Below are 18131 nucleotides of genomic sequence, written 5' to 3' on the forward strand. Positions count from 1 at the left end.
GGGGCTGGCGGGCGACGGCGCGGGCGACGGCGCGGGCGGCGCCGGTCCGGCGGCGCTCGTCGGGATCGCCGCGGTGGCGCTGCTGCTGGACGGCGTGGACGGGGCCGTGGCGCGGCGGACCGGGACCTCCTCGGCGATGGGCGCGCGGTTCGACATGGAGGTCGACGCGTTCCTGATCCTCGTGCTGAGCGTCCAGGTGTCGCTGTCGCTGGGCGCCTGGGTCCTGCTGATCGGCGGGATGCGGTACGCGTTCGTCGTGGCGGGATGGGCGCTGCCGTGGCTGCGCGGGGGCCTGCCGCCGAGCACGGCGCGCAAGGCCGTCGCCGCGATGCAGGGCGTCGTGCTGGCGGCCGCGAGCGCGCGGGCGCTGCCCGAGCCGGTCGCCCACGGTCTGGTGCTGGGGGCGCTGGGGATGCTGGTGTGGTCGTTCGGACGCGACACGGTGTGGCTGTGGAACCACGGCCGGGCCGTGGAGACGGAGGTGGGGCATGGAACGGGCCGCGCTGGCCTTCTGGCTGAGAGAGCCTGGGACGGGGGAGATCCGGTCTGCCCGGCTGCCGGAGGCCCGGGACGGTGACGTCGTCGTCCGCACCCGGTACTCGGGAGTGAGCCGGGGGACCGAGACGCTGGTGTTCCGCGGCGGGGTCCCCGAGAGCCAGCGCGCGGTGATGCGGGCCCCGTTCCAGGAGGGCGACTTCCCCGGGCCGGTCAAGTACGGGTACCTCAACGTCGGCGTCGTCGAGCACGGCCCGCCCGACCTGGTGGGGCGCGCCGTCTTCTGCCTCTACCCGCACCAGACGCGGTACGTGGTGCCCGCCGGGGCCGTCACGGTCGTCCCCGACGCGGTGCCGCCGGAGCGCGCGGTGCTCGCCGGGACGGTGGAGACCGCCGTGAACGCCCTGTGGGACGCCGCGCCCCGCGTCGGGGACCGGATCGCCGTCGTGGGCGGCGGGATGGTCGGCTGCGCCGTCGCGCGGCTGCTGGCCCGGATCCCCGGGGCGCGCGTGCAGCTCGTCGACCCCGTCGCCGCCCGCGCCGGCGTCGCCGCCGCCCTCGGGGTGGGGTACGCGCCGCCCGAGGCGGCGGACGGCGACTGCGACCTGGTCTTCCACACCAGCGCCACAGAGGCCGGGCTCGCCCGCTGCCTGGAGCTGCTCGCCCCCGAGGGCGAGGTGATCGAAATGAGCTGGTACGGGGACCGGCGGGTCAGCGTCCCGCTGGGGGAGTCCTTCCACTCGCGGCGGCTGGCCGTGCGCGCCAGCCAGGTCGGGACGGTCGCCCCCGCGCGGCGCGGCCGGGCCGCGGAGCGGATGGCGCTGGCGCTGGCGCTGCTGGCCGACCCGGCGTTCGACGCCCTGGTCACCGGGGAGAGCCGGTTCGCCGAACTGCCGGAGGTGATGCCCCGGCTGGCCGCCGGGGAGCCCGGCGTGCTGTGCCATCGGATCGTCTACGACCGGGAGGATTGAGATGTTCAGTGTCACCGTCCGCGACCACGTGATGGTCGCGCACAGTTTCCGGGGCGAGGTGTTCGGACCCGCGCAGAAGCTGCACGGGGCGACGTTCCTGGTGGACGCCACGTTCCGGCGGGCCGAGCTCGACGCCGACAACATCGTGGTCGACATCGGGCTGGCCACCCGGCGGCTGCGCGAGGCGCTGGCGGACCTGAACTACCGCAACCTCGACGAGCACCCGGAGTTCGCCGGGACCAACACCTCCACCGAGTTCCTGGCCAAGGTCGTCGCCGACCGGCTCGCCGAACGCGTCCACGCGGGCGATCTCGGCGAGGGCGCGCGCGGCCTGGACGGGATCGCGGTGACCCTGCACGAGTCCCACGTCGCGTGGGCGAGCTACGAGCGGCCGCTGTGACGGCGTTCATGGCGGACGCGCCCGCGGTGCGGGGCCCGGTCACGGGCGAGGTGTGCTTCGTGCTGCCGGGCGACGTGGACGACGCCGCGCTGCCCAGCGGCGGCAACGTCTACGACCGGCGGATGTGCGACGAGCTGCCCGCGCGGGGCTGGCGGGTCCGCGAGATCGCCGTCCCGGGCGGCTGGCCGCGGCCGGACCGGGACGCGCGGGAGGCGCTGGAGCGGGCGCTGGCCGCGCTGCCGGACGGGACGGCGGTGGTGCTGGACGGGCTGGTCGCGTGCGGGGTGCCGCAGATCGTGGTCCCGGCGGCGCGGCGGCTGCGGACGATGGTGCTGGTGCACCTGCCGCTCGGCGACGAGGTCGGCGCTCCCCCCGGGCTGGAGGCCGCCGAACGCGACACCCTGCGCTGGGCCGACGCGGTCGTGACCACCAGCGAGTGGGCGGCGGGCCGCCTGATACGGCGGCACCGGCTCGAACCCGCCCGGATCCACGTGGTGCCGCCGGGGACCGACCCCGCGCCGCTGGCGCTCGGCACCGACGGGGCCACGCAACTGCTGTGCGTGGGGTCGGTGACGCCGCGCAAGGGGCACGACCTGCTGATCGAGGCGCTGGCCGGGCTCGCCGGGCTGGACTGGGAGTGCGTGGTCGTCGGACCGCTCGGGCGCGATCCCGGATACGCGGGGCGGGTGCGCGAGCTGATCACCCGGCGGGGGCTGGACGGGCGCGTCCGGCTGGCGGGCGCGCTGGTCGGGGAGGCGCTGGCGAACGCCTACGACACCGCCGACCTGCTGGTCTTCCCGTCGCGGGCGGAGACCTACGGGATGGCGGCGGCCGAGGCGCTGGCGCGGGGCGTCCCGGTGGCGGCGGCGGAGGTGGGCGGCGTGCCCGAGGCGCTGGGGCGGGCCCCCGGCGGGGACGTCCCGGGGCTGCTGGTGCCGCCCGACAACGTCAGCGCGCTGGAGGACGCGCTGCGGCGCTGGCTCACCGACCACGGGCTGCGGCTGCGGCTGCGTTCGGCGGCGCGGCTGCGCCGCGACGGGCTGCGCGACTGGACGGAGGCGGCGTCGCGGATGGCGGCGGCGCTGGAGCGACTGCGCGGGGAGGCCCGGTGAGCGCGGTCGCGGACTTCGCGCCCGAGTGGCTGGCGCTGCGGGAGCCCGCCGACGCCGAGGCGCGCGCCGATGCGCTGCTGCCCCCGCTGCTGGACCGGCTCGCCGGGGTGGACCGGCCGGTCGTGCGCGACCTCGGCTGCGGCACCGGATCGATGGTGCGGTGGCTGGCCGGGCGGCTGCCGGGGCCGGTGCGGTGGGTGCTGCACGACCGCGACCCCCGCCTGCTGGCGCTGGCCGCCGCCGACCTGGCCGCCGACCTCGGCGAGGTGGAGACGCGCGTGGGCGACCTGGCCGGGCTGGGCGCGGCCGAGCTGGAGGGCACCGCGCTGGTGGTCGCGTCGGCGCTGCTGGACCTGTTCACGTTCGAGGAGATGGACGCCCTGGCCGCCGCGTGCGTGGAGGCCGGGTGCCCGGCGCTGTTCGCGCTGTCGGTGACCGGGCGCGTCGAGCTGGATCCGGCCGACCCGCTGGACGGGGAGTACGAGGCGGCGTTCAACGCGCACCAGCGCCGGGACGGCCTGCTGGGGCCGGACGCCGTCGCGGCGGCGGAGGAGGCGTTCGCCCGGCGGGGCGCGCGGGTGCTGCGCGCGGCCAGCCCGTGGCGGCTCGACGGGCGTCCGGCGCTGACGGCCGAGTGGCTGCGCGGCTGGGTCGGCGCGGCCGTCGAGCAGCGTCCGGACCTCGCCGACCTCGGCTACCTGCGGCGGCGCCTCGACGCGTGCGCGGCCGGGGGGCTGCGCGCGGTCGTCCACCACACCGACCTGCTCGCGCTGCCGGGGGAGGGCCGGTGAGGCTCGGGGCCTGGGCGCGCCTGGCGGTGGGGACGGCGCTGGTGGCGGTGCCGATGTGGAAGCTGGGGACCGGCGCGTTCCTGGACGGGCTGCGGGCGGTCGGCGCCGCGGAGGTCGCGGCGGCGCTCGGCGTCGGGCTGCTGACCACGGTGGCGAGCGCCTGGCGGTGGCGGCTGGTGGCGCGCGGCCTCGGCCTGCGGCTGCCGCTGCGCACGGCCGTCGCCGACTACTACGCGGCGCTGCTGCTGAACGCGGTCCTCCCGGCGGGCGTGCTCGGCGACGTGCGGCGCGCCGTCGAGCACGGCCGCGCCTCGGGCGACCTGGGGCGGGGCGTGCGGGCGGTGGTGCTCGAACGCGTCGCGGGCCAGGCCGTGCTGGTGGCGGTCGGGCTGCTGGTCCTGCTCGCGAGCGGCCCGGTGCCGCTCCCCGGCGCGAGCGTGAACGCCGTCTTCTTCGGCGGGGGAGCGCTGCTGACCGCCGCCGGCGCGCTCCTGTGGGTCACGACGCTGCCGCGCGTCCAGCGGGCCCGCGCCACGCTGTGGCGGGACGTGCGCGGCGGGCTGCTCGCCCGCGGCGTCTGGCCGGGCGTGACGGGATTGTCGGCGGTGGCGCTGGCGGGATACGTGGCGCTGTTCCTGGTCGCGGCGCGCGCCGCGGGGGAGACGGCCCCGGCCGGCCGCCTGGTGCCGCTGGCGGTGCTGGCGCTGCTGGTGATGGCGCTGCCGGTGAACGTCGGCGGCTGGGGACCGCGCGAGGCGGCGTCGGCGGCGGCGTTCGGCACCGCCGGGCTGGGCGCCGCCCAGGGCCTCACCGTCGCGGTGGTCTACGGGGTGCTGGCGCTGGTGGCGAGCCTGCCCGGCCTCGCCGTGCTGGTCGCCCGGCGGCTACCCGAGGACCGCCAGGTACTCCCCGAACGACGTGACCAGGCTCGCCAGCAGGTCCCGGCCCTTGGCGGCCGAGCCCAGTGACGGCCGCCCCACCACACCCGAGTCGGTGTAGGGGGCCAGGCCCAGGGTGAGCAGGTGGGGGCGTTCGTCGGCGAGGTGGTCGGCGCTCTCGTAGCCGGGCCGCACCAGCTCGGGCTGGACGTGCAGCAGCACCGACGTCTCCAGCTCCCCGGCGTGCATGTCGCCGTCGGCCGGGGTCTCGATGCCCGCCGCGCGCCGGGCCGCCTCCCAGTCCCCGAGCCCCGGGAACAGCGCCATCGCGCCGTGCGACTCCTGGACGACGTTGCCGAGGACGTAGTTGCCGCCGTGGCCGTTGACCAGGACGAGCCGTTCGACGCCGGAGCGCCGCAGCGACCCGGCGACGTCCCGCACGACCGCGTGCAGGGTGCGCGCGGAGACGCTCACCGTCCCCGGCCAGGCCGCGTGCTCGTGCGAGCAGGAGATCGTCAGCGGCGGCAGCGGCAGCACCGGGTACGCGTCGGCGATCTCCCGCGCGACCGCGCACGCGACCACGGTGTCGGTGATCAGCGGCAGGAACGGCCCGTGCTGCTCGAAGCTCCCGACCGGGAGCAGCGCGACCCGCGCGTTCCGGTCCCGCACGTCGGCCGTGGTCATGGTCGGCAGCAGCTGCATGCCCCCCAGTATCCGGCGTCCCGGCGCCCGGCGTCAGCAGGGACGGCCGCAGCGCTCGGTCTGGTTCCAGAAGTCGATCAGGGCGCTGGCGGTGGTCTCCGGGGCGTCCACCGCCGGGGAGTGGGCCGCGCCCGGGATGACCACCTTCGCGCTGTCCAGGCGCTCGGCCATCGCGGCCTGCTCGCGCGGGTCCCACACGTCGTCGTCCTCGCCGTACAGCACCAGCGTGCGCAGGCCCGTGTCGCGGGCGTGCTTGGCCAGGTCGTCCACCCGGTCGTGGGCCGTCAGCAGCTCGCGGGCCATCGTCATCAGGCCCACCGGGCAGTTGCCCAGGGTGCGGCGGCGCAGGAAGTCCAGGATCTCCGGGGACACGCCGCGCGCGACCGCGTCGGGGCCGATGCTCAGCTCCCAGATCTGCTCCATCCCCAGCAGGGGGATGGAGTCCTTGAGCGCCCGCGCCTTGTCCGCCGCCTGGCCGGTGACCGCGCCCGGACCCGAGCTCATCAGCGTGTACGACGCGGGCGGCACCCGGTCGGACAGCACCGCCTCCCGCGTCACCAGCCCGCCGAACGAGTGCCCCACCAGGTGCGCGGGCTCCGGCCCCAGCGCCTCCAGCAGCGCCGACACGTCCGCGCCCAGCGCGGGCAGGGCGTAGGCGCCCGGGTCCTCGCCCGCGCCCGGCGTCTCGTGCTGGCCGCGCATGTCCACGGCCACCACCCGGCGCCCGGACGCGGCGAGCGTCTGGAGGATCGCGATGAAGTCCTCCTTGCTGCCGGTGTAGCCCGGGACCAGCAGGGCGGGAAAGCGTTCGGCCACACCTGACCCGGGCAGCGCCTCGAGCGCGGCGAAGGCGCCGCGCGAGGTCTCGACGAACGTCCGGCGGACGCCGGCGGGCAGGGTCAGGAACGGGGGCGTGCTCACGGGGTGCCACCATACTAAATATGCATCTGCGAACACCGGCGTCGCCGCTTCGGCGGTCGCCCGCCGGGGGCGCGGTGGTAGCGTCGCGGACGTGCTGACGGCGATCTCCGCCCACCGCCGGGACGAGGCGGGCCTGACGGGCCTGCACGAGGCCGTCGACTCCGGAGCCGAGTACGTCGAGATCGACGTGCGCCGCACCGGCGACGGCGAACTGGTCGTCCACCACGATCCCACCGTGGCGGGCCTGCCCCTGAAACGGATCTCCCGGGACCGTCTCCAGCGGGCCGCCTCCCGGCCCGTCCCGCGTGTCGCGGACGCGCTACGGATCATCTCCGGGCGCGCCAGGGCCCATCTGGACCTCAAGGAGCGCGGCTGCGAGCACGAGGCGGTCGCGATGGCCCTGGCCGCGTTCGCGCCGGAGGACCTGGTGGTCACCACCCGCGACCCCGCCTCGGTCGCCCTGGTGAAGACGGCGTTCCCGCACGTCACCACGGCGCTGTCGGTGGGCCGGGGGCTCTGGGAGCGCGGCGCGTTCGGGGACTTCGCGCCGATCCGCGCGATCCGGGCGTCCGGGGCCGACATGGTCGCCCTCAACCACCGTCTCGCGCGGGTCGGCGTGCTCGCCCAGTGCGCCCGCGCCGGGTTCCCCGTGATGGTCTGGACGGTCAACGCCGAGCCGCTGATGCGGCGCTTCCTGGGCGACCCCCGGGTGGCCGTGCTGATCACCGACCACCCGGAGGCCGCGCTGCGGATGCGCTCGTCGTGAGGACCCGTGGTGGGGCCCGTGGCGGGGCCCGTGGTGAAGGTCAGCCCGACACGCTGGGGCGGCCGTTCTCCACGTGCCCCATCAGGCGGCGGCGGAACGCCCGGTCCTCCGCGACGGTGATCTCGACGTCGTACCAGCCGTCGTCGGTGTGCCACGACAGGGTGCGGCGCGCGCCCGCCCGCAGCGTCTCCCTGCGGACCCGCCGGCCGTAGGCCAGGGACCGCAGGGTGAAGCGCAGGTCGGTGTCGCCGTCGTTCTCCAGCACCACGACCAGGTCGCGGCCGCCCGGCTTGGGCGCGGAGGCGACGGTGGCACGGTCGTCCCGCGTCCCGGCGAACTCGCGGCGGAACCCGTTCGGGCCGGTCAGCACCAGCCGGTAGGCGTCCCCGGCCAGGACGATGTCGTCGTGGGCGGTCCGGCCGACGTCGTAGTGCCGGGGCGCGGGCAGCTCGCCCGCGTACGGGTAGAGCTGGAGGTGGACGCTGGCCGTGCCGCTGTTGGCCAGCGACAGCCGCAGCCTGCCGTCGCGCAGCCGGACGTGGGCCTCGGGCTGGTACGGCAGCGGACGCGCCGGGCGGACACCGGGCTCCGGCACCGGCATCCTCTGGTTCGCGGGCGGCTGCGGCTTCCACCGGCCCGAGAACGGCGGCACCTCGCCGGGCCGCTCCACCCGCGGCGGACGCCCGCTCCGCCGGAAGTCGAACGCCGAGGTCAGATCGCCCGCCACGGTCCGCCGCCACGCGCTGATGTCCGGCGCGGGCACGCCCAGCCACGTCTCCATGAACCGCGTGATCGACGAGTGGTCGAACACCTGCGAGCACACGAACCCGCCGACCGTCCACGGCGACACCACCGTCATCGGCACCCGGAAGCCCAGCCCGATCGGGTCGCCCTGGTGGAACTCGCCGGTCACGTGCGCGGGCGGCTGCGGCGGCGGGACGTGGTCGAACAGCCCGTCGTACTCGTCGTAGGTGATGAACAGCGCCGTGGTCGACCACACCTCCGGGTCCGAGGCGAGGGCGTCCAGCACGTCGTAGGTGATGCGGGCGCTCTGGATCGGCGACGAGGCGCTGGGGTGCTCGGAGTCGGCCGCCGACGGCACCAGGTACGACACCGCCGGGAGCCGCCCGGCCTCGATGTCGGCGCGCAGGTCGGCCGCCAGCCCGCCGGGCCGCACGCGCCGCAGGCCCCGCTCGTACAGGCTGCGCTCGGCGGGGGTCAGCTTGGCGACGCCCTCCTCCAGCCGCTTGAGCATCCGCTCCCGCCCGGCGTCGTCGGCCTTGCCGAGCGCGCCGTAGAAGGAGTCCATGCTCTTGAAGTCGCCCTGGAGCGCCTTACGGGCGATCTGCTTGAACGCGACGAAGAACTCCAGGTTGTTGTCCTGGTAGTTGTCCCATTCCTGGTAGACCTTCCAGGAGACCCCCGCCTTCTCCAGCTGCTGCGGGTAGGTCGTCCACGTGTAGCCCGCGTGGGTGTCCTCGGCGTAGGCGGCGTTGTCGATGGCGCGCCTGACGCCGCCGGGCTCGTAGCCGGTGTGACCGGAGACGAAGTAGTTGCGGTTGGGGCTGGTGGAGCTCAGCACCGAGCAGTGGTAGGCGTCGCAGATGGTGAAGGTGTCGGCCAGCTCGTACTGGAGCGGCAGGTCCCGGCGTTCCAGGTAGGCCATGGTCGCGGGGGTCTTGGCCGGGATCCAGCCGTTGTTCCAGCCCTTGCCGCGCGCGGCCTGCCCGTCGGACCAGCCGTGCGGCAGCGACCCCATCCACTGGAGGTCCTTCTTGGCCAGCTCGGCCGCCTCGCGCAGCGGGAACGGCAGCACCGGCCCGTTCGGGCCCGGCTGCTCGAACACCGACCGGCCGTCCGGCAGCGTGATCGCGTTGCGGTCGCCGAAGCCCCGCACGCCGCGCAGGGCGCCGTAGTAGTGGTCGAAGCTGCGGTTCTCCTGCATCAGCAGGACCACGTGCTCGATCGCCTTGAGCCCGCCGGGCCGGACCGGCAGCGCCAGGGCGGCGTGGACCGAGGGCGGCAGCAGCGAGGCGGCGGCGGTCCCGGCGGCGACGGCGGTGCCGCCGGCCAGCACGGAACGGCGGCTGAGGTGGGGATTCATGCGGCGGATCATGGCCGTTCGGGATGACCGGGACCGATCCTGCGTTCGTCCGGCGGGTGACGTCCGCGCGACCGCCGCACTCCGCGCCGGCGACGGCTGCGAGACCACACCGGTGTGTGATCTCGCAGCGTGCGGGCGTCAGCCGCCCCGGGCGGCCTTGGCCTGCTCGGGGGCCGGCCGGTCACCGCGCGAACGGCGGCGGGCCGGGCCGCGCCGGCGCTCGGTGGCGACGGTCTCCACGACGCTCTCCCCGCCGGGCGGCAGGGGCGGCGGCTGGAACAGCACCTCGGGCACGCCCGCCGGGCTGATCTTCGCCGGGATCCGCGCCGGACCCCCGCGCTTCGGCTTCTCCGCCGCGACGTCGGCGTCGGCGTCCGCCGGGGCGTCCACCTCGGCGTCGACGACGGCCTTGACGGCGGTCTTCCGCGTGCGCTCGGGCTTGGCCTCGGCCTCCTCTGCCTCGACGGCGGGCTCGGCCACGACCGCCTCGGCGGCCTTGCGCGTGCGCTTCGGCTTGGCCTCCGCCTCGGCGGTCACCTCGGCCTCGACGGTCTCGGCGACCTTGCGGGTGCGGGTCCGCTTGGGCTTGGCCTCGGTCTCCTCCGTCTGGGCGGCGGGCTCGACCACGATCGCCTCGGCGGTCTTGCGGGTGCGGGTGCGCTTGGGCTTGGCCTCGGTGGGGGTCTCCGCCTCGGCGGTCACCTCCGCCTCCGTGGCCACCTCGACCTCGGCCTCGACGATCTCGGCGGTCTTCCGCGTGCGCTTGGGCTTGGCCTCGGTCTCCTCCGTCTGGGCGGCGGGCTCGACCACGATCGCCTCGGCGGTCTTGCGGGTACGGGTGCGCTTGGGCTTGGCCTCGGCGGTGGTCTCCGCCTCGGCGGTCACCTCGGCCTCCGTGGTCACCACGACCTCGGCCTCGACGATCTCGGCGGCCCTGCGCGTGCGGGTGCGCCTGGGCTTGGTCTCCGCCTCGGCCGGGGCCTCGGCGACGACCGTCGTGACCTCGGCGGTCTCGTCCTGCGCGGTCGCCTCGACCGGCTTGCCGTTCCGGGTGCGGGTCCGGGTGCGGCTGCGGCGCTGGCGGGGACGCTCCTCCTCGCGCTCACGCTCGCGGTCGCGATCGCGGTCACGGGTGCGGGAACGGGTCTTGCCCGTCTCGCCGATGTCCTCCAGCTCCTCGGCGTCCAGCCCGGCGCGTTCGCCGCGCTGCTCCTTGGGCAGGCGGCCGGTGATGTCCTCGGGGATGTCGAGTTCCGCGTAGAGGTGCGGGGAGGTGGAGTAGGTCTCCTCCGGCTGGGCGAGGTCCTGCCCGAGCTGACCGTTGATCAGCTTCCAGCGGGGCAGGTCCGACCAGTCCACGAACGTGACGGAGGTGCCCTCGCGGCCCGCGCGGCCGGTGCGGCCGATGCGGTGGACGTAGGTGTCGGCGCTGTCGGGGCACTCGTAGTTGACCACGTGGGTGACGTCGTCGACGTCGAGGCCGCGCGCGGCGACGTCGGTGGCGACCAGCACGTCGATCTTGCCGTTGCGGAACGCGCGCAGCGCCCGCTCCCGCTGGCCCTGGCCGAGGTCGCCGTGGACGGCGGCGGCGGCGAAGCCGCGCTGCTCCAGGTCGGCGGCGACGCGGTCGCAGGCGCGCTTGGTCTGGCAGAACACCATGGACAGGCCCCGGCCCCGCGCCTGCAGGACGCGCGCCAGCATCTCCGGCTTGTCCATCTGGTGGGCCTGGTAGACGAACTGCTTGACCTGCGGGGTCGTCTCGGACTCGGCGTGCGACTCGGCGCGCACGTTGGTCGGACGGGTCAGGTAGCGCCGCGACAGCGCGACGATCTCGCCGGGCATGGTCGCGGAGAACAGCATCGTCTGGCGCCGCACCGGGATGCGGTCGACGATCCGCTCGATGTCGGGCAGGAAGCCCAGGTCGAGCATGCGGTCGGCCTCGTCCAGGACCAGCACGGCGACCTCCGACAGGTCGAGGTGCTTCTGCTTGACGAGGTCCAGCAGGCGGCCCGGGGTGCCGACGACGACGTCGACGCCCTCGCGCAGCGCCGAGATCTGCGGCTCGTAGGCGCGCCCGCCGTACACGCTCAGTACGCGGGTGCCCAGCTTGCCGCCCGCCACCAGCAGGTCGTCGGTGACCTGCATGGCGAGTTCGCGGGTGGGGGCGAGCACGAGGGCCTGCGGCTTCTTGCCGCCGTGCCGGATGCGCTGGAGCAGCGCGATGCCGAACGCCAGCGTCTTGCCGGTCCCGGTGCGGGCCTGGCCGATGATGTCGTGGCCGCCCAGCGCGATGGGCAGGGCGAGCTCCTGGATGGGGAAGGCATCGACGATGCCCTCGGCTTTCAGGGCATCTGCTATCTCGGGTACGACCCCGAGTTCAGCGAAGGTAGACAGGGCTTTCAGCCTCCAAAGTGCGGGGTCCTCGCTCCCTGCGCGGCGCTGCGCAGTTTCCCGGCTCACATGCCGGGGGCGCGCCGGGCGTGCCGCGTCGGTTGCGGCGTCGCCGGTCGCGTCCGTTGGCCGCGCGCTCGCGCGAGAGGGACCAGCCGTCGATCAAAATTTCTTCGGCGACCGCAGTCAGGGGTTGAAAGCAGCCGCATGGAGTGGCTGCGTGCGGTCACACTCCGCGACGCAGTGTACCGACCTTGGAATGCCTGCACCAATAGTCGATCTCCTGTACCAACGATGACCTCCTTCAGGTTATTCCCCGCCGTCTCCGCAGGCCCCGCCGCACAAGGGAATCCGCGATCTCCGGGACGGGCGCGGCCACAGTCGGCCAAGTCGCGAACGGGGTGTACGGGGCGCTCCGGCCACCGGGGGTGATCAACGGCACTGCCGGACATCCGCCACAATTGCTCGAACATCGGCGGACTGGGAGGACGGGACGAATGCGGGCGAGGTTCCAGGGCGCGTGGGCCGTTGCGGCCGCGGCCGTGCTGGCGGCGGGGCTGACCGGATGCTCCTCGGACGACGGCGGCAAGCAGGGCGGGGAGACCGCCCCGGGGCCGCGCGTGGTCGAGGAGAGCGCCGTCCGCGCCGACAAGCAGGTCGAGCTCAAGGAGGCCGAGACCGTCAAGATCGGCGGTCTGGCGGACCGGAACGCCGAGCAGCAGGTCAACCAGGCGCTGCGCGCCCCGCTGGAGTGGGCGGTGAACTGGACGTCCTCCACCCTGGACGAGGAGCGCAAGAAGCAGTGCGCCGGCCGCAACAACGTCATCCAGACCAAGGTCCTGCTCGGGCTGCGCGGTGAGATCGTCGCCGCGTCCAACTCCATCTCGCTGATCCCCTGCTACGAGGGCGAGGGGGCGCTGCCGACCGTTCCGGTGATCGTGGACGTGAAGAACGCCAAGGCGCTCACCGCCGCGGACGTGCTGACCGGGAAGACCCTGGAGAAGGACGGGCTGAAGAAGCTCTGGGAGGCCCTCAGCGGGCCCAAGCAGGACTGGAAGGACTGCGACCTGGAGGACCTGCGGCGCCAGGACTTCTTCCCCGGCAAGCGCGACGGGGACCCGGTCGAGTCGCCCGCCCCCGCCGGGATCATGTTCCGGGCCGAGGGGATGCAGCTGATCTGGTCCACGACCGGGACCGACTGCAACAACTTCACCTTCACCGCGCCCTACGACAAGGTGAAGGACATGATCAACCCGGAGCTGTACCCGCGCCTGCTGGCCAGCGCCGGTGGCAAGTGACCCGAACGGGGAGAAGCCCCCGTATGCAGGGTACGGGGGCTTCGGCTCCGGCCGCTCAGGGCGGCTGGGGGCGGCGGTCGTCACCGTCGGGACGGCGGTGCCGGGTCAGTAGGTGCCGCGGCCGGTGCGGCGCCAGCCGCGCCCGCCGCTGCCGCCCCGGGCCTGGAACGCCGTCAGCGCCGCCACGCCCAGCGCGGCGATGATCACCGCGAAGACGAGGGCGACCAGGGTTCCCGCCCCGAGCGCGTCGGCCACGACTCCACCGAGGAGCGCGCCGGCGATCCCGACCAGGACCGTCAGCAGGATGCCGATCGGGTTACGGCCGGGGACGATCAGCCGCGCCACGGCGCCGATCACGGCGCCGACGAGGATGAACCAGAGAATCGTCGCGAGCATTTCGGCCACCAATCCGTTCTCTGGACCGCGTCGCCGTGGACGCCGCGGTCCGTTCGGTCGGTGAGGGATGTGCCCGCTCGACGGAATCTAAACAAAGTCCCGGTCAACCGGCTCCCAACCGATGGTGTCGGCCGGGCTCAGGTGTACTGGGTGCCGAACCCGACGGTGCGGTCGGCCTCCTCGCTGATCTCCAGGTAGCCGACGTGCGCGGCCGGGATCACCACCCGCCCGCCGCGCTGGTCCTCCAGCGTGAACACGCCGTGGTCCACGGCCAGGGCGTCGGCCAGCGCCCGCTGGACCTCCTCGGCGCTCTGCCGCGTCTCGACCACGAGTTCCTTGGGCACGAACTGGACGCCGATGCGAACCTGCACGTGATCTCCCTGTGGGTTCCGTCCGCCCCGCCACGGCCGGCGGGCCGTCTGTGCCTCCATGGTGACATGGAGATCACCGCGCCCGGCCGGACGTCGGCGGAACGGCGGGGGCGCCTCAGCCGCTGCGCGGGAAGCCGGAGATCCCGCGCCAGGCCAGCCGGGCGATGATCTTCTCGGCGGTGTCCTTGGGGATCGCGCGGCCCTGGGCCAGCCAGTAGCGGGCGCTGACCTCGGCCATGCCGACCAGGCCCATGCCCAGCAGGTGGGCCTCCTCGCCGGGGGCGTCGGTGTCCTCGGCGATCACCTGGGCGATCATCTCGGCGCACTGCTGGTTGGCCCGCTCCACGCGGGCGCGGACCGGGGCCACGTTGCGCAGGTCGGACTCGAACACCAGCCGGTACGCCTCGCCGTCACCGGCCACGAAGTCGTAGAACGCCTGCATGCTGGCCTGCACGCGCAGCTTGTTGTCGGTGGTGGAGGCCAGCGCGTCGCGGACCTTCTTCACCAGGGCTTCGGCGTGCTCGTCGAGCAGCGCCAGGTACAGCTCCAGCTTGCCGGGGAAGTGCTGGTAGAGCACCGGCTTGCTGACGCCCGCGCGTTCGGCGATCTCGTCCATCGCCGCGGCGTGATAGCCCTGGGCGACGAAAACCTCCTGGGCAGCGCCGAGCAGCTGTCTGCGGCGCGCCAGTCGCGGCAGTCGCGTGCCACGAGGGCGGGCGTCCGGGGTCGCGGTCACCACACTCTCCGATCACCGATCAAGGCGGCGGACGGGGGGTACCGCCGCGAGTTCAATCTCATCATCCTACGCGTCGGTAACCTCGTGGGTCACCAACAACGGGCGACGTCGCCCGGCGCGTCGCCGGCCCGGCGTCCCAAAACGGCCCGGACGACGGGCGTCCGGGCCTTTCCGGAAAAACCTATGTCAACCGTAGGTCAGCGATAATCGTCTTCGTCGAGCTCGACCTCGCGGCCCTGTTCGGCGGCGTCGGCCTCGTCGGCGTCGAACGGCACCGTCCGGGGCCACTCGGCCCTCTCCTCGTCCTCGTCGTCCACCAGGGCGGCGCGCTGTTCGACCAGGTCGGCCTCCGGGGCGTCGTCGGGCAGGTCCTCGGTGTACTCGCTCATGCGCGTCCTCCCCTCACAGGCGCTCGGCCAGGGACCGCAGCGGGGCCTCGATCGACTCACCGTAGGTGGGGAACGCGTGCACCACGTCGGTGAGCAGCCCGATCGGGGTCTCCGCCCGGATGGCCAGCGCGATCTCGCTCATCCACTCCTCAGCGTAGAGGCCGACCGCCGCCGCTCCGATCAAGAGCCCACGGTTGCGATCGGCGTACAGCTCGACACGGCCGCGTTCGTCGGCCTCCACCGCGGCGCGGGCCGTCGCGGAAAGGTCGTACCCGGCGGTGAGCAGATCGATGCCGCGTTCCTCGGCGAGAACGGGGGACACCCCGACCGAGTACACCGTCGGGGTGGTGTAGACGACGCGGGGAACGGCCCGGTAGTCGGCCTCGCGGCGCTTGCCCAGCACGTTGGAGACCACGACGCGCGCCTGGTAGCGGGCCGCGTGCGCGGTGCGGGCGACGCCGGTGACGTCCCCGGCCGCCCACACCCCGCCGGTGCCCGCCCCCGGCGCGACCACCTGGCAGGTCTCGTCGACGGGCAGCGGGTGGCCGGGCGGGACGGTGACGCCGAGGTTCTCCAGGCCGAGCCCGTCGGTGCGGGGACGGCGCCCGGCGGCGACCAGGATGCGGTCGGCGTCCAGGGCGCCGCCGTCGCTCAGCCACAGCCGCAGGCCGACGGTGCCGCGCTCGACGCGCGCCAGCTCCGCGCCGAGCCGCAGGTCCACGCCCATCCGGCGGAGCGCGTCGGCCAGGATCTCCCCGGTGAACGGGGCCTCGGCGGTCAGCAGCCGCCCCGACGACTCGATCACGGTCACCTGGGAGCCGAACGAGGCGTAGATCTGCGCCATCTCGCACCCGACCGGCCCGCCGCCCAGGATGACCAGGCGGCGTGGCAGGTCCGGCACCGTCAGGGCCTCGTCGCTGGTCCAGGTCGGGACCGACGCCAGCCCGTCCACGGCGGGCCGCAGCGGCGTGCTGCCGGTGGCGACGACCAGGTCGGTGAAGCGGTGCTCGGTCCCGTCCACGTCGATCACGCCGGGCGCGGTGACGCGGCCCCAGCCGCGCAGCACCGTGACCCCGCCCTCGGCCATCCGCGCCACGACCGGGTCGTCGTCGAGGTGGCCGGTGACCTCGTCGCGGCGCGCCACCGCCAGCTCCCAGGTCTCGCCGCGCCGCGCCGACAGCAGCAGGCTCTTGGACGGTACGCAGGCGAAGTACGGGGACTCGCCGCCGACCAGGCGGTTCTCCACGAGCGCGACGCCGCGCCCGGCCTGGGCCAGCTCGCTGGCGGCCAGTTCCCCGGCGGTCCCCCCGCCCAGCACCACGACGTCATAGTGGTGGTTCCGCGTCAACTGTTCATCCCCTCCGCGCTGTGTCCCCGCGTCCCAATGGTGACGGAAAACGGTGCCGGAGAGTGGCGGTTCGGACACATACGGCACGCGCCCTGTCAGAAAAGGGAGTCAGGGCGCCGCGTCAGGGGAGGGTCTGGCGCTCCTTCAGCAGCGGTTCCAGCAGGTCTCCGTGCTCGGCGACGCGGTCCAGGACGTCGGGCGCGGTGAACACCAGGTCCGAGGGGCGGCGGGCGTCCTCCAGTTCCTCCCAGGTGATGGGGGTGGAGACGCTGGGACGCTCGGCGGCCCGCAGCGAGTAGGGCGCGACGGTGGTCTTGGCCGGGTTGTTCTGGCTCCAGTCGACGAACACGCGGTCGCGGCGGACCTGGCGTTCCATCTTGGCGACGACCAGGTCCTTGTGGTCGGTGGCCAGCTTGTAGGCGGCCTGCTTGGCGTACTCCTCGGCCCGGTCGGTCTCGGCGATCGGGACGTACAGGTGCAGGCCCTTCTTGCCGCTGGTCTTGGGGTGGGCGGTCAGCCCGTCGGCGGCCAGCAGGTCGCGCAGCAGCAGCGCCACCTCGCACGCCTCCATGATCGACGCGGGGGCGCCGGGGTCCAGGTCGAACACCATCAGGTCCGGTTTGCGGCGTCCCCCGCGCGGCCCGACCGTCCACTGCGGGACGTGCAGTTCCAGCGCGGCCATCTGCGCGCACCACACCAGCGTCGGCAGGTCGTCCACCATGACGAAGTCCAGCGTGTCGCGGCCCCGGGAGCTGCCGGGCGTGGCGAGCGTGACGGTCCGGACCCAGCCGGGGGTGCCGGACGGCGCGTTCTTCTCCACGAACGACGTGCCGTGGATCCCGTCGGGGAACCGGATGCGCGTCGCGGGCCGGTCCTTCAGGTGCGGCAGCATCACCGGGGCGATCCGGGTGTAGTAGTCGACCACCTCGCCCTTGGTGAACTCGGGGTACAGGTCCTTGTCGAGGCTGGACAGGCTCAGCTCCCGTCCCTCGACCTTGACGGCCACTCGCTTAGAGCTCACGGGTCACCTCGTGGGGGTCCTTGTCGTCGCGCAGGCCGCGCCACACCGGGAACCGCAGCCGCCCGTCGCGGGTGCGGACGCCGTAGGCGACCTCCCCGACCAGCAGCGGCTCGACCCACTGGGCGTCGCGGGCGTGCTCGGGCGGGACGACCTCGTCGAACGGGTCGGTCGTCCGCCGCAGCGGCCACAGCGCCTCGTGCAGGTCGTCCAGCATCCGGTCGGTGAAACCGGTGCCGACGTGCCCGGTGAAGCACAGCCTGCCCTTGTCGTCGTACTCGCCGAGCAGCAGGGAGCCGACCGTTCCCTGGCGGCGGCCCCGGCCCGGCCGCCACCCGCAGATGATCACCTCGCGGGTGGAGACGTTCTTGACCTTGCGCCAGGAGTCGACGCGCCGGCCGGGGCGGTAGGGGGAGTCCAGCCGCTTGGCCAGCAGGCCCTCCAGCCGTTGCTCGCGGGTGAACTCCAGCAGCTCGGTGACCTGCGCGGTGTCGCCGCCGTGCAGCGACGGCGGCACCTCGACGGGGCCGGTGGCGGCCAGGTCGAGGTCGGCCAGCAGCGCGCGGCGGTCGGCGTAGGGGAGGTCGTAGAGGAGATGGCCGTCCAGGAACAGCAGGTCGAACACCACGTACCGGACGGGCACCTCGCGGATGAGGCGGGGGCCGGGGCGGTCCACGTGCATGCGGCGTTGCAGCCGGGCGAAGCTGGGGCGGCCCTCCTCGAACGCCACCACCTCCCCGTCCAGGACCACGTCGTGGTGGGGGAGCAGGTCGGCCAGCCCGGACAGCTCGGGGTAGCGTCCGGACAGGTCGCCGCCGCGCCCGCCGCGCCCGCTGGCGCGCACTCCGTCGGCGGAGACGTAGCTGATGACGCGGACCCCGTCCCACTTCAGTTCGAGGCCCCACTCGGCGGTGTTCTCGGGCAGGTCGCCGGTGACGGCGAGCATCGGCTCGATCGGCCACGGCATCGTCATAACCGCGTCCTACCCCTCGCGCGGTCCAAGAAAAAGGATCAAACACGTCAGGTGGAGCAAATCGAACGTTT

The 18131-nt window shown here is 74.3% G+C and carries 19 protein-coding genes; 8 read left to right on the top strand and 11 right to left on the bottom strand.

Annotated features, from left to right (window positions below; genetic code table 11):
• The 6 genes from AKI01S_RS05140 to AKI01S_RS05165 all read left to right on the top strand — a co-directional run.
• Positions 1–577 (top strand): CDP-alcohol phosphatidyltransferase family protein (locus AKI01S_RS05140; protein WP_157419670.1); only part of this gene is annotated, 577 nt, incomplete at its 5' end.
• Positions 489–1466, top strand: coding sequence for a zinc-dependent alcohol dehydrogenase (locus tag AKI01S_RS05145; RefSeq protein ID WP_067812593.1), 978 nt, complete (start codon positions 489–491; stop codon positions 1464–1466). The genes AKI01S_RS05140 and AKI01S_RS05145, both read left to right, overlap by 89 nt.
• A gap of 1 nt (position 1467) precedes the next feature.
• On the top strand, positions 1468–1866 hold the full coding sequence (locus AKI01S_RS05150) for a 6-pyruvoyl trahydropterin synthase family protein (protein ID WP_067812594.1): 399 nt from the start codon (positions 1468–1470) through the stop codon (positions 1864–1866).
• 8 nt (positions 1867–1874) lie between these two features.
• On the top strand, positions 1875–2978 hold the full coding sequence (locus tag AKI01S_RS05155) for a glycosyltransferase family 4 protein (RefSeq protein ID WP_067812670.1): 1104 nt from the start codon (positions 1875–1877) through the stop codon (positions 2976–2978).
• Positions 2975–3769 (top strand): methyltransferase domain-containing protein, encoded by a 795-nt coding sequence (locus AKI01S_RS05160; RefSeq protein ID WP_067812595.1) that lies wholly within the window; start codon positions 2975–2977, stop codon positions 3767–3769. Before AKI01S_RS05155 ends, AKI01S_RS05160 begins: the two co-directional genes overlap by 4 nt.
• On the top strand, positions 3766–4737 hold the full coding sequence (locus tag AKI01S_RS05165) for a lysylphosphatidylglycerol synthase transmembrane domain-containing protein (RefSeq protein WP_245681482.1): 972 nt from the start codon (positions 3766–3768) through the stop codon (positions 4735–4737). The genes AKI01S_RS05160 and AKI01S_RS05165 overlap by 4 nt, the downstream gene beginning before the upstream one ends.
• Here the strand turns inward: AKI01S_RS05165 and AKI01S_RS05170 are convergent.
• Entirely contained in the window at positions 4654–5349 is a 696-nt protein-coding gene (locus AKI01S_RS05170) for a creatininase family protein (protein WP_067812596.1), read from the bottom strand. The genes AKI01S_RS05165 and AKI01S_RS05170 overlap by 84 nt on opposite strands.
• 33 nt (positions 5350–5382) lie before the next feature.
• Positions 5383–6270, bottom strand: a complete 888-nt coding sequence (locus AKI01S_RS05175; RefSeq protein WP_067812597.1) for an alpha/beta fold hydrolase — start codon at positions 6268–6270, stop codon at positions 5383–5385.
• A gap of 91 nt (positions 6271–6361) precedes the next feature.
• Between AKI01S_RS05175 and AKI01S_RS05180 the strand changes: the two genes are divergently transcribed.
• The gene (locus AKI01S_RS05180; RefSeq protein ID WP_083998924.1) at positions 6362–7036 is read left to right on the top strand and encodes a glycerophosphodiester phosphodiesterase; all 675 of its coding nucleotides are present in this window, start codon (positions 6362–6364) and stop codon (positions 7034–7036) included.
• A gap of 40 nt (positions 7037–7076) precedes the next feature.
• Here the strand turns inward: AKI01S_RS05180 and AKI01S_RS05185 are convergent, their stop codons facing one another.
• Entirely contained in the window at positions 7077–9140 is a 2064-nt protein-coding gene (locus AKI01S_RS05185) for a phosphocholine-specific phospholipase C (protein WP_067812673.1), read from the bottom strand.
• A gap of 138 nt (positions 9141–9278) precedes the next feature.
• Positions 9279–11600 carry a DEAD/DEAH box helicase gene (locus AKI01S_RS54820; protein ID WP_439951656.1) on the bottom strand — a complete coding sequence of 774 codons (2322 nt, stop codon included), beginning with the start codon at positions 11598–11600 and terminating at the stop codon, positions 9279–9281.
• A gap of 428 nt (positions 11601–12028) precedes the next feature.
• Between AKI01S_RS54820 and AKI01S_RS05195 the strand changes: the two genes are divergently transcribed.
• Positions 12029–12829 (top strand): hypothetical protein, encoded by an 801-nt coding sequence (locus AKI01S_RS05195; RefSeq protein WP_067812598.1) that lies wholly within the window; start codon positions 12029–12031, stop codon positions 12827–12829.
• 105 nt (positions 12830–12934) lie between these two features.
• On the opposite strand, the gene AKI01S_RS05200 is transcribed toward AKI01S_RS05195, so the two are convergent.
• The 7 genes from AKI01S_RS05200 to ligD (AKI01S_RS05230) form a co-directional block, all read right to left on the bottom strand.
• On the bottom strand, positions 12935–13225 hold the full coding sequence (locus AKI01S_RS05200; RefSeq protein ID WP_067812599.1) for a GlsB/YeaQ/YmgE family stress response membrane protein: 291 nt from the start codon (positions 13223–13225) through the stop codon (positions 12935–12937).
• 137 nt (positions 13226–13362) lie between these two features.
• A complete protein-coding gene (locus AKI01S_RS05205; RefSeq protein WP_067812600.1) occupies positions 13363–13596 on the bottom strand; it encodes a DUF3107 domain-containing protein in 234 nt (77 codons plus the stop codon).
• A 115-nt stretch (positions 13597–13711) separates the two neighbouring features.
• Complete coding sequence (locus AKI01S_RS05210) at positions 13712–14332, bottom strand: TetR/AcrR family transcriptional regulator (protein WP_067812674.1); 621 nt, start codon at positions 14330–14332, stop codon at positions 13712–13714.
• Positions 14333–14529: 197 nt separating this feature from the next.
• Entirely contained in the window at positions 14530–14721 is a 192-nt protein-coding gene (locus AKI01S_RS05215; RefSeq protein WP_067812601.1) for an Rv3202a family protein, read from the bottom strand.
• A 13-nt stretch (positions 14722–14734) separates the two neighbouring features.
• The gene (locus tag AKI01S_RS05220) at positions 14735–16069 is read right to left on the bottom strand and encodes a dihydrolipoyl dehydrogenase family protein (RefSeq protein WP_067812602.1); all 1335 of its coding nucleotides are present in this window, start codon (positions 16067–16069) and stop codon (positions 14735–14737) included.
• A 121-nt stretch (positions 16070–16190) separates the two neighbouring features.
• Positions 16191–17090, bottom strand: a complete 900-nt coding sequence (gene ligD, locus AKI01S_RS05225; RefSeq protein ID WP_067812603.1) for a non-homologous end-joining DNA ligase — start codon at positions 17088–17090, stop codon at positions 16191–16193.
• Positions 17080–18060 carry a non-homologous end-joining DNA ligase gene (gene ligD, locus AKI01S_RS05230; RefSeq protein ID WP_067812604.1) on the bottom strand — a complete coding sequence of 327 codons (981 nt, stop codon included), beginning with the start codon at positions 18058–18060 and terminating at the stop codon, positions 17080–17082. The genes ligD (AKI01S_RS05225) and ligD (AKI01S_RS05230) overlap by 11 nt, the downstream gene beginning before the upstream one ends.
• Positions 18061–18131: the final 71 nt, after the last annotated feature.

Origin of the sequence: Actinomadura kijaniata NBRC 14229 (assembly GCF_001552175.1) — a bacterium.
Lineage (GTDB): Bacteria > Actinomycetota > Actinomycetes > Streptosporangiales > Streptosporangiaceae > Spirillospora > Spirillospora kijaniata.

What these genes read in the sequence shown, in the direction of transcription:
- AKI01S_RS05145 (WP_067812593.1), top strand. Translation starts at nt 489, where the DNA reads ATGGAACGGGCCGCGCTGGCCTTCTGGCTGAGAGAGCCTGGGACGGGG.
- AKI01S_RS05150 (WP_067812594.1), top strand. Translation starts at nt 1,468, where the DNA reads ATGTTCAGTGTCACCGTCCGCGACCACGTGATGGTCGCGCACAGTTTC.
- AKI01S_RS05155 (WP_067812670.1), top strand. Translation starts at nt 1,875, where the DNA reads ATGGCGGACGCGCCCGCGGTGCGGGGCCCGGTCACGGGCGAGGTGTGC.
- AKI01S_RS05170 (WP_067812596.1), bottom strand. Translation starts at nt 5,349, where the DNA reads ATGCAGCTGCTGCCGACCATGACCACGGCCGACGTGCGGGACCGGAAC.
- AKI01S_RS05185 (WP_067812673.1), bottom strand. Translation starts at nt 9,140, where the DNA reads ATGAATCCCCACCTCAGCCGCCGTTCCGTGCTGGCCGGCGGCACCGCC.
- AKI01S_RS05195 (WP_067812598.1), top strand. Translation starts at nt 12,029, where the DNA reads ATGCGGGCGAGGTTCCAGGGCGCGTGGGCCGTTGCGGCCGCGGCCGTG.
- AKI01S_RS05200 (WP_067812599.1), bottom strand. Translation starts at nt 13,225, where the DNA reads ATGCTCGCGACGATTCTCTGGTTCATCCTCGTCGGCGCCGTGATCGGC.
- AKI01S_RS05215 (WP_067812601.1), bottom strand. Translation starts at nt 14,721, where the DNA reads ATGAGCGAGTACACCGAGGACCTGCCCGACGACGCCCCGGAGGCCGAC.
- ligD (WP_067812604.1), bottom strand. Translation starts at nt 18,060, where the DNA reads ATGACGATGCCGTGGCCGATCGAGCCGATGCTCGCCGTCACCGGCGAC.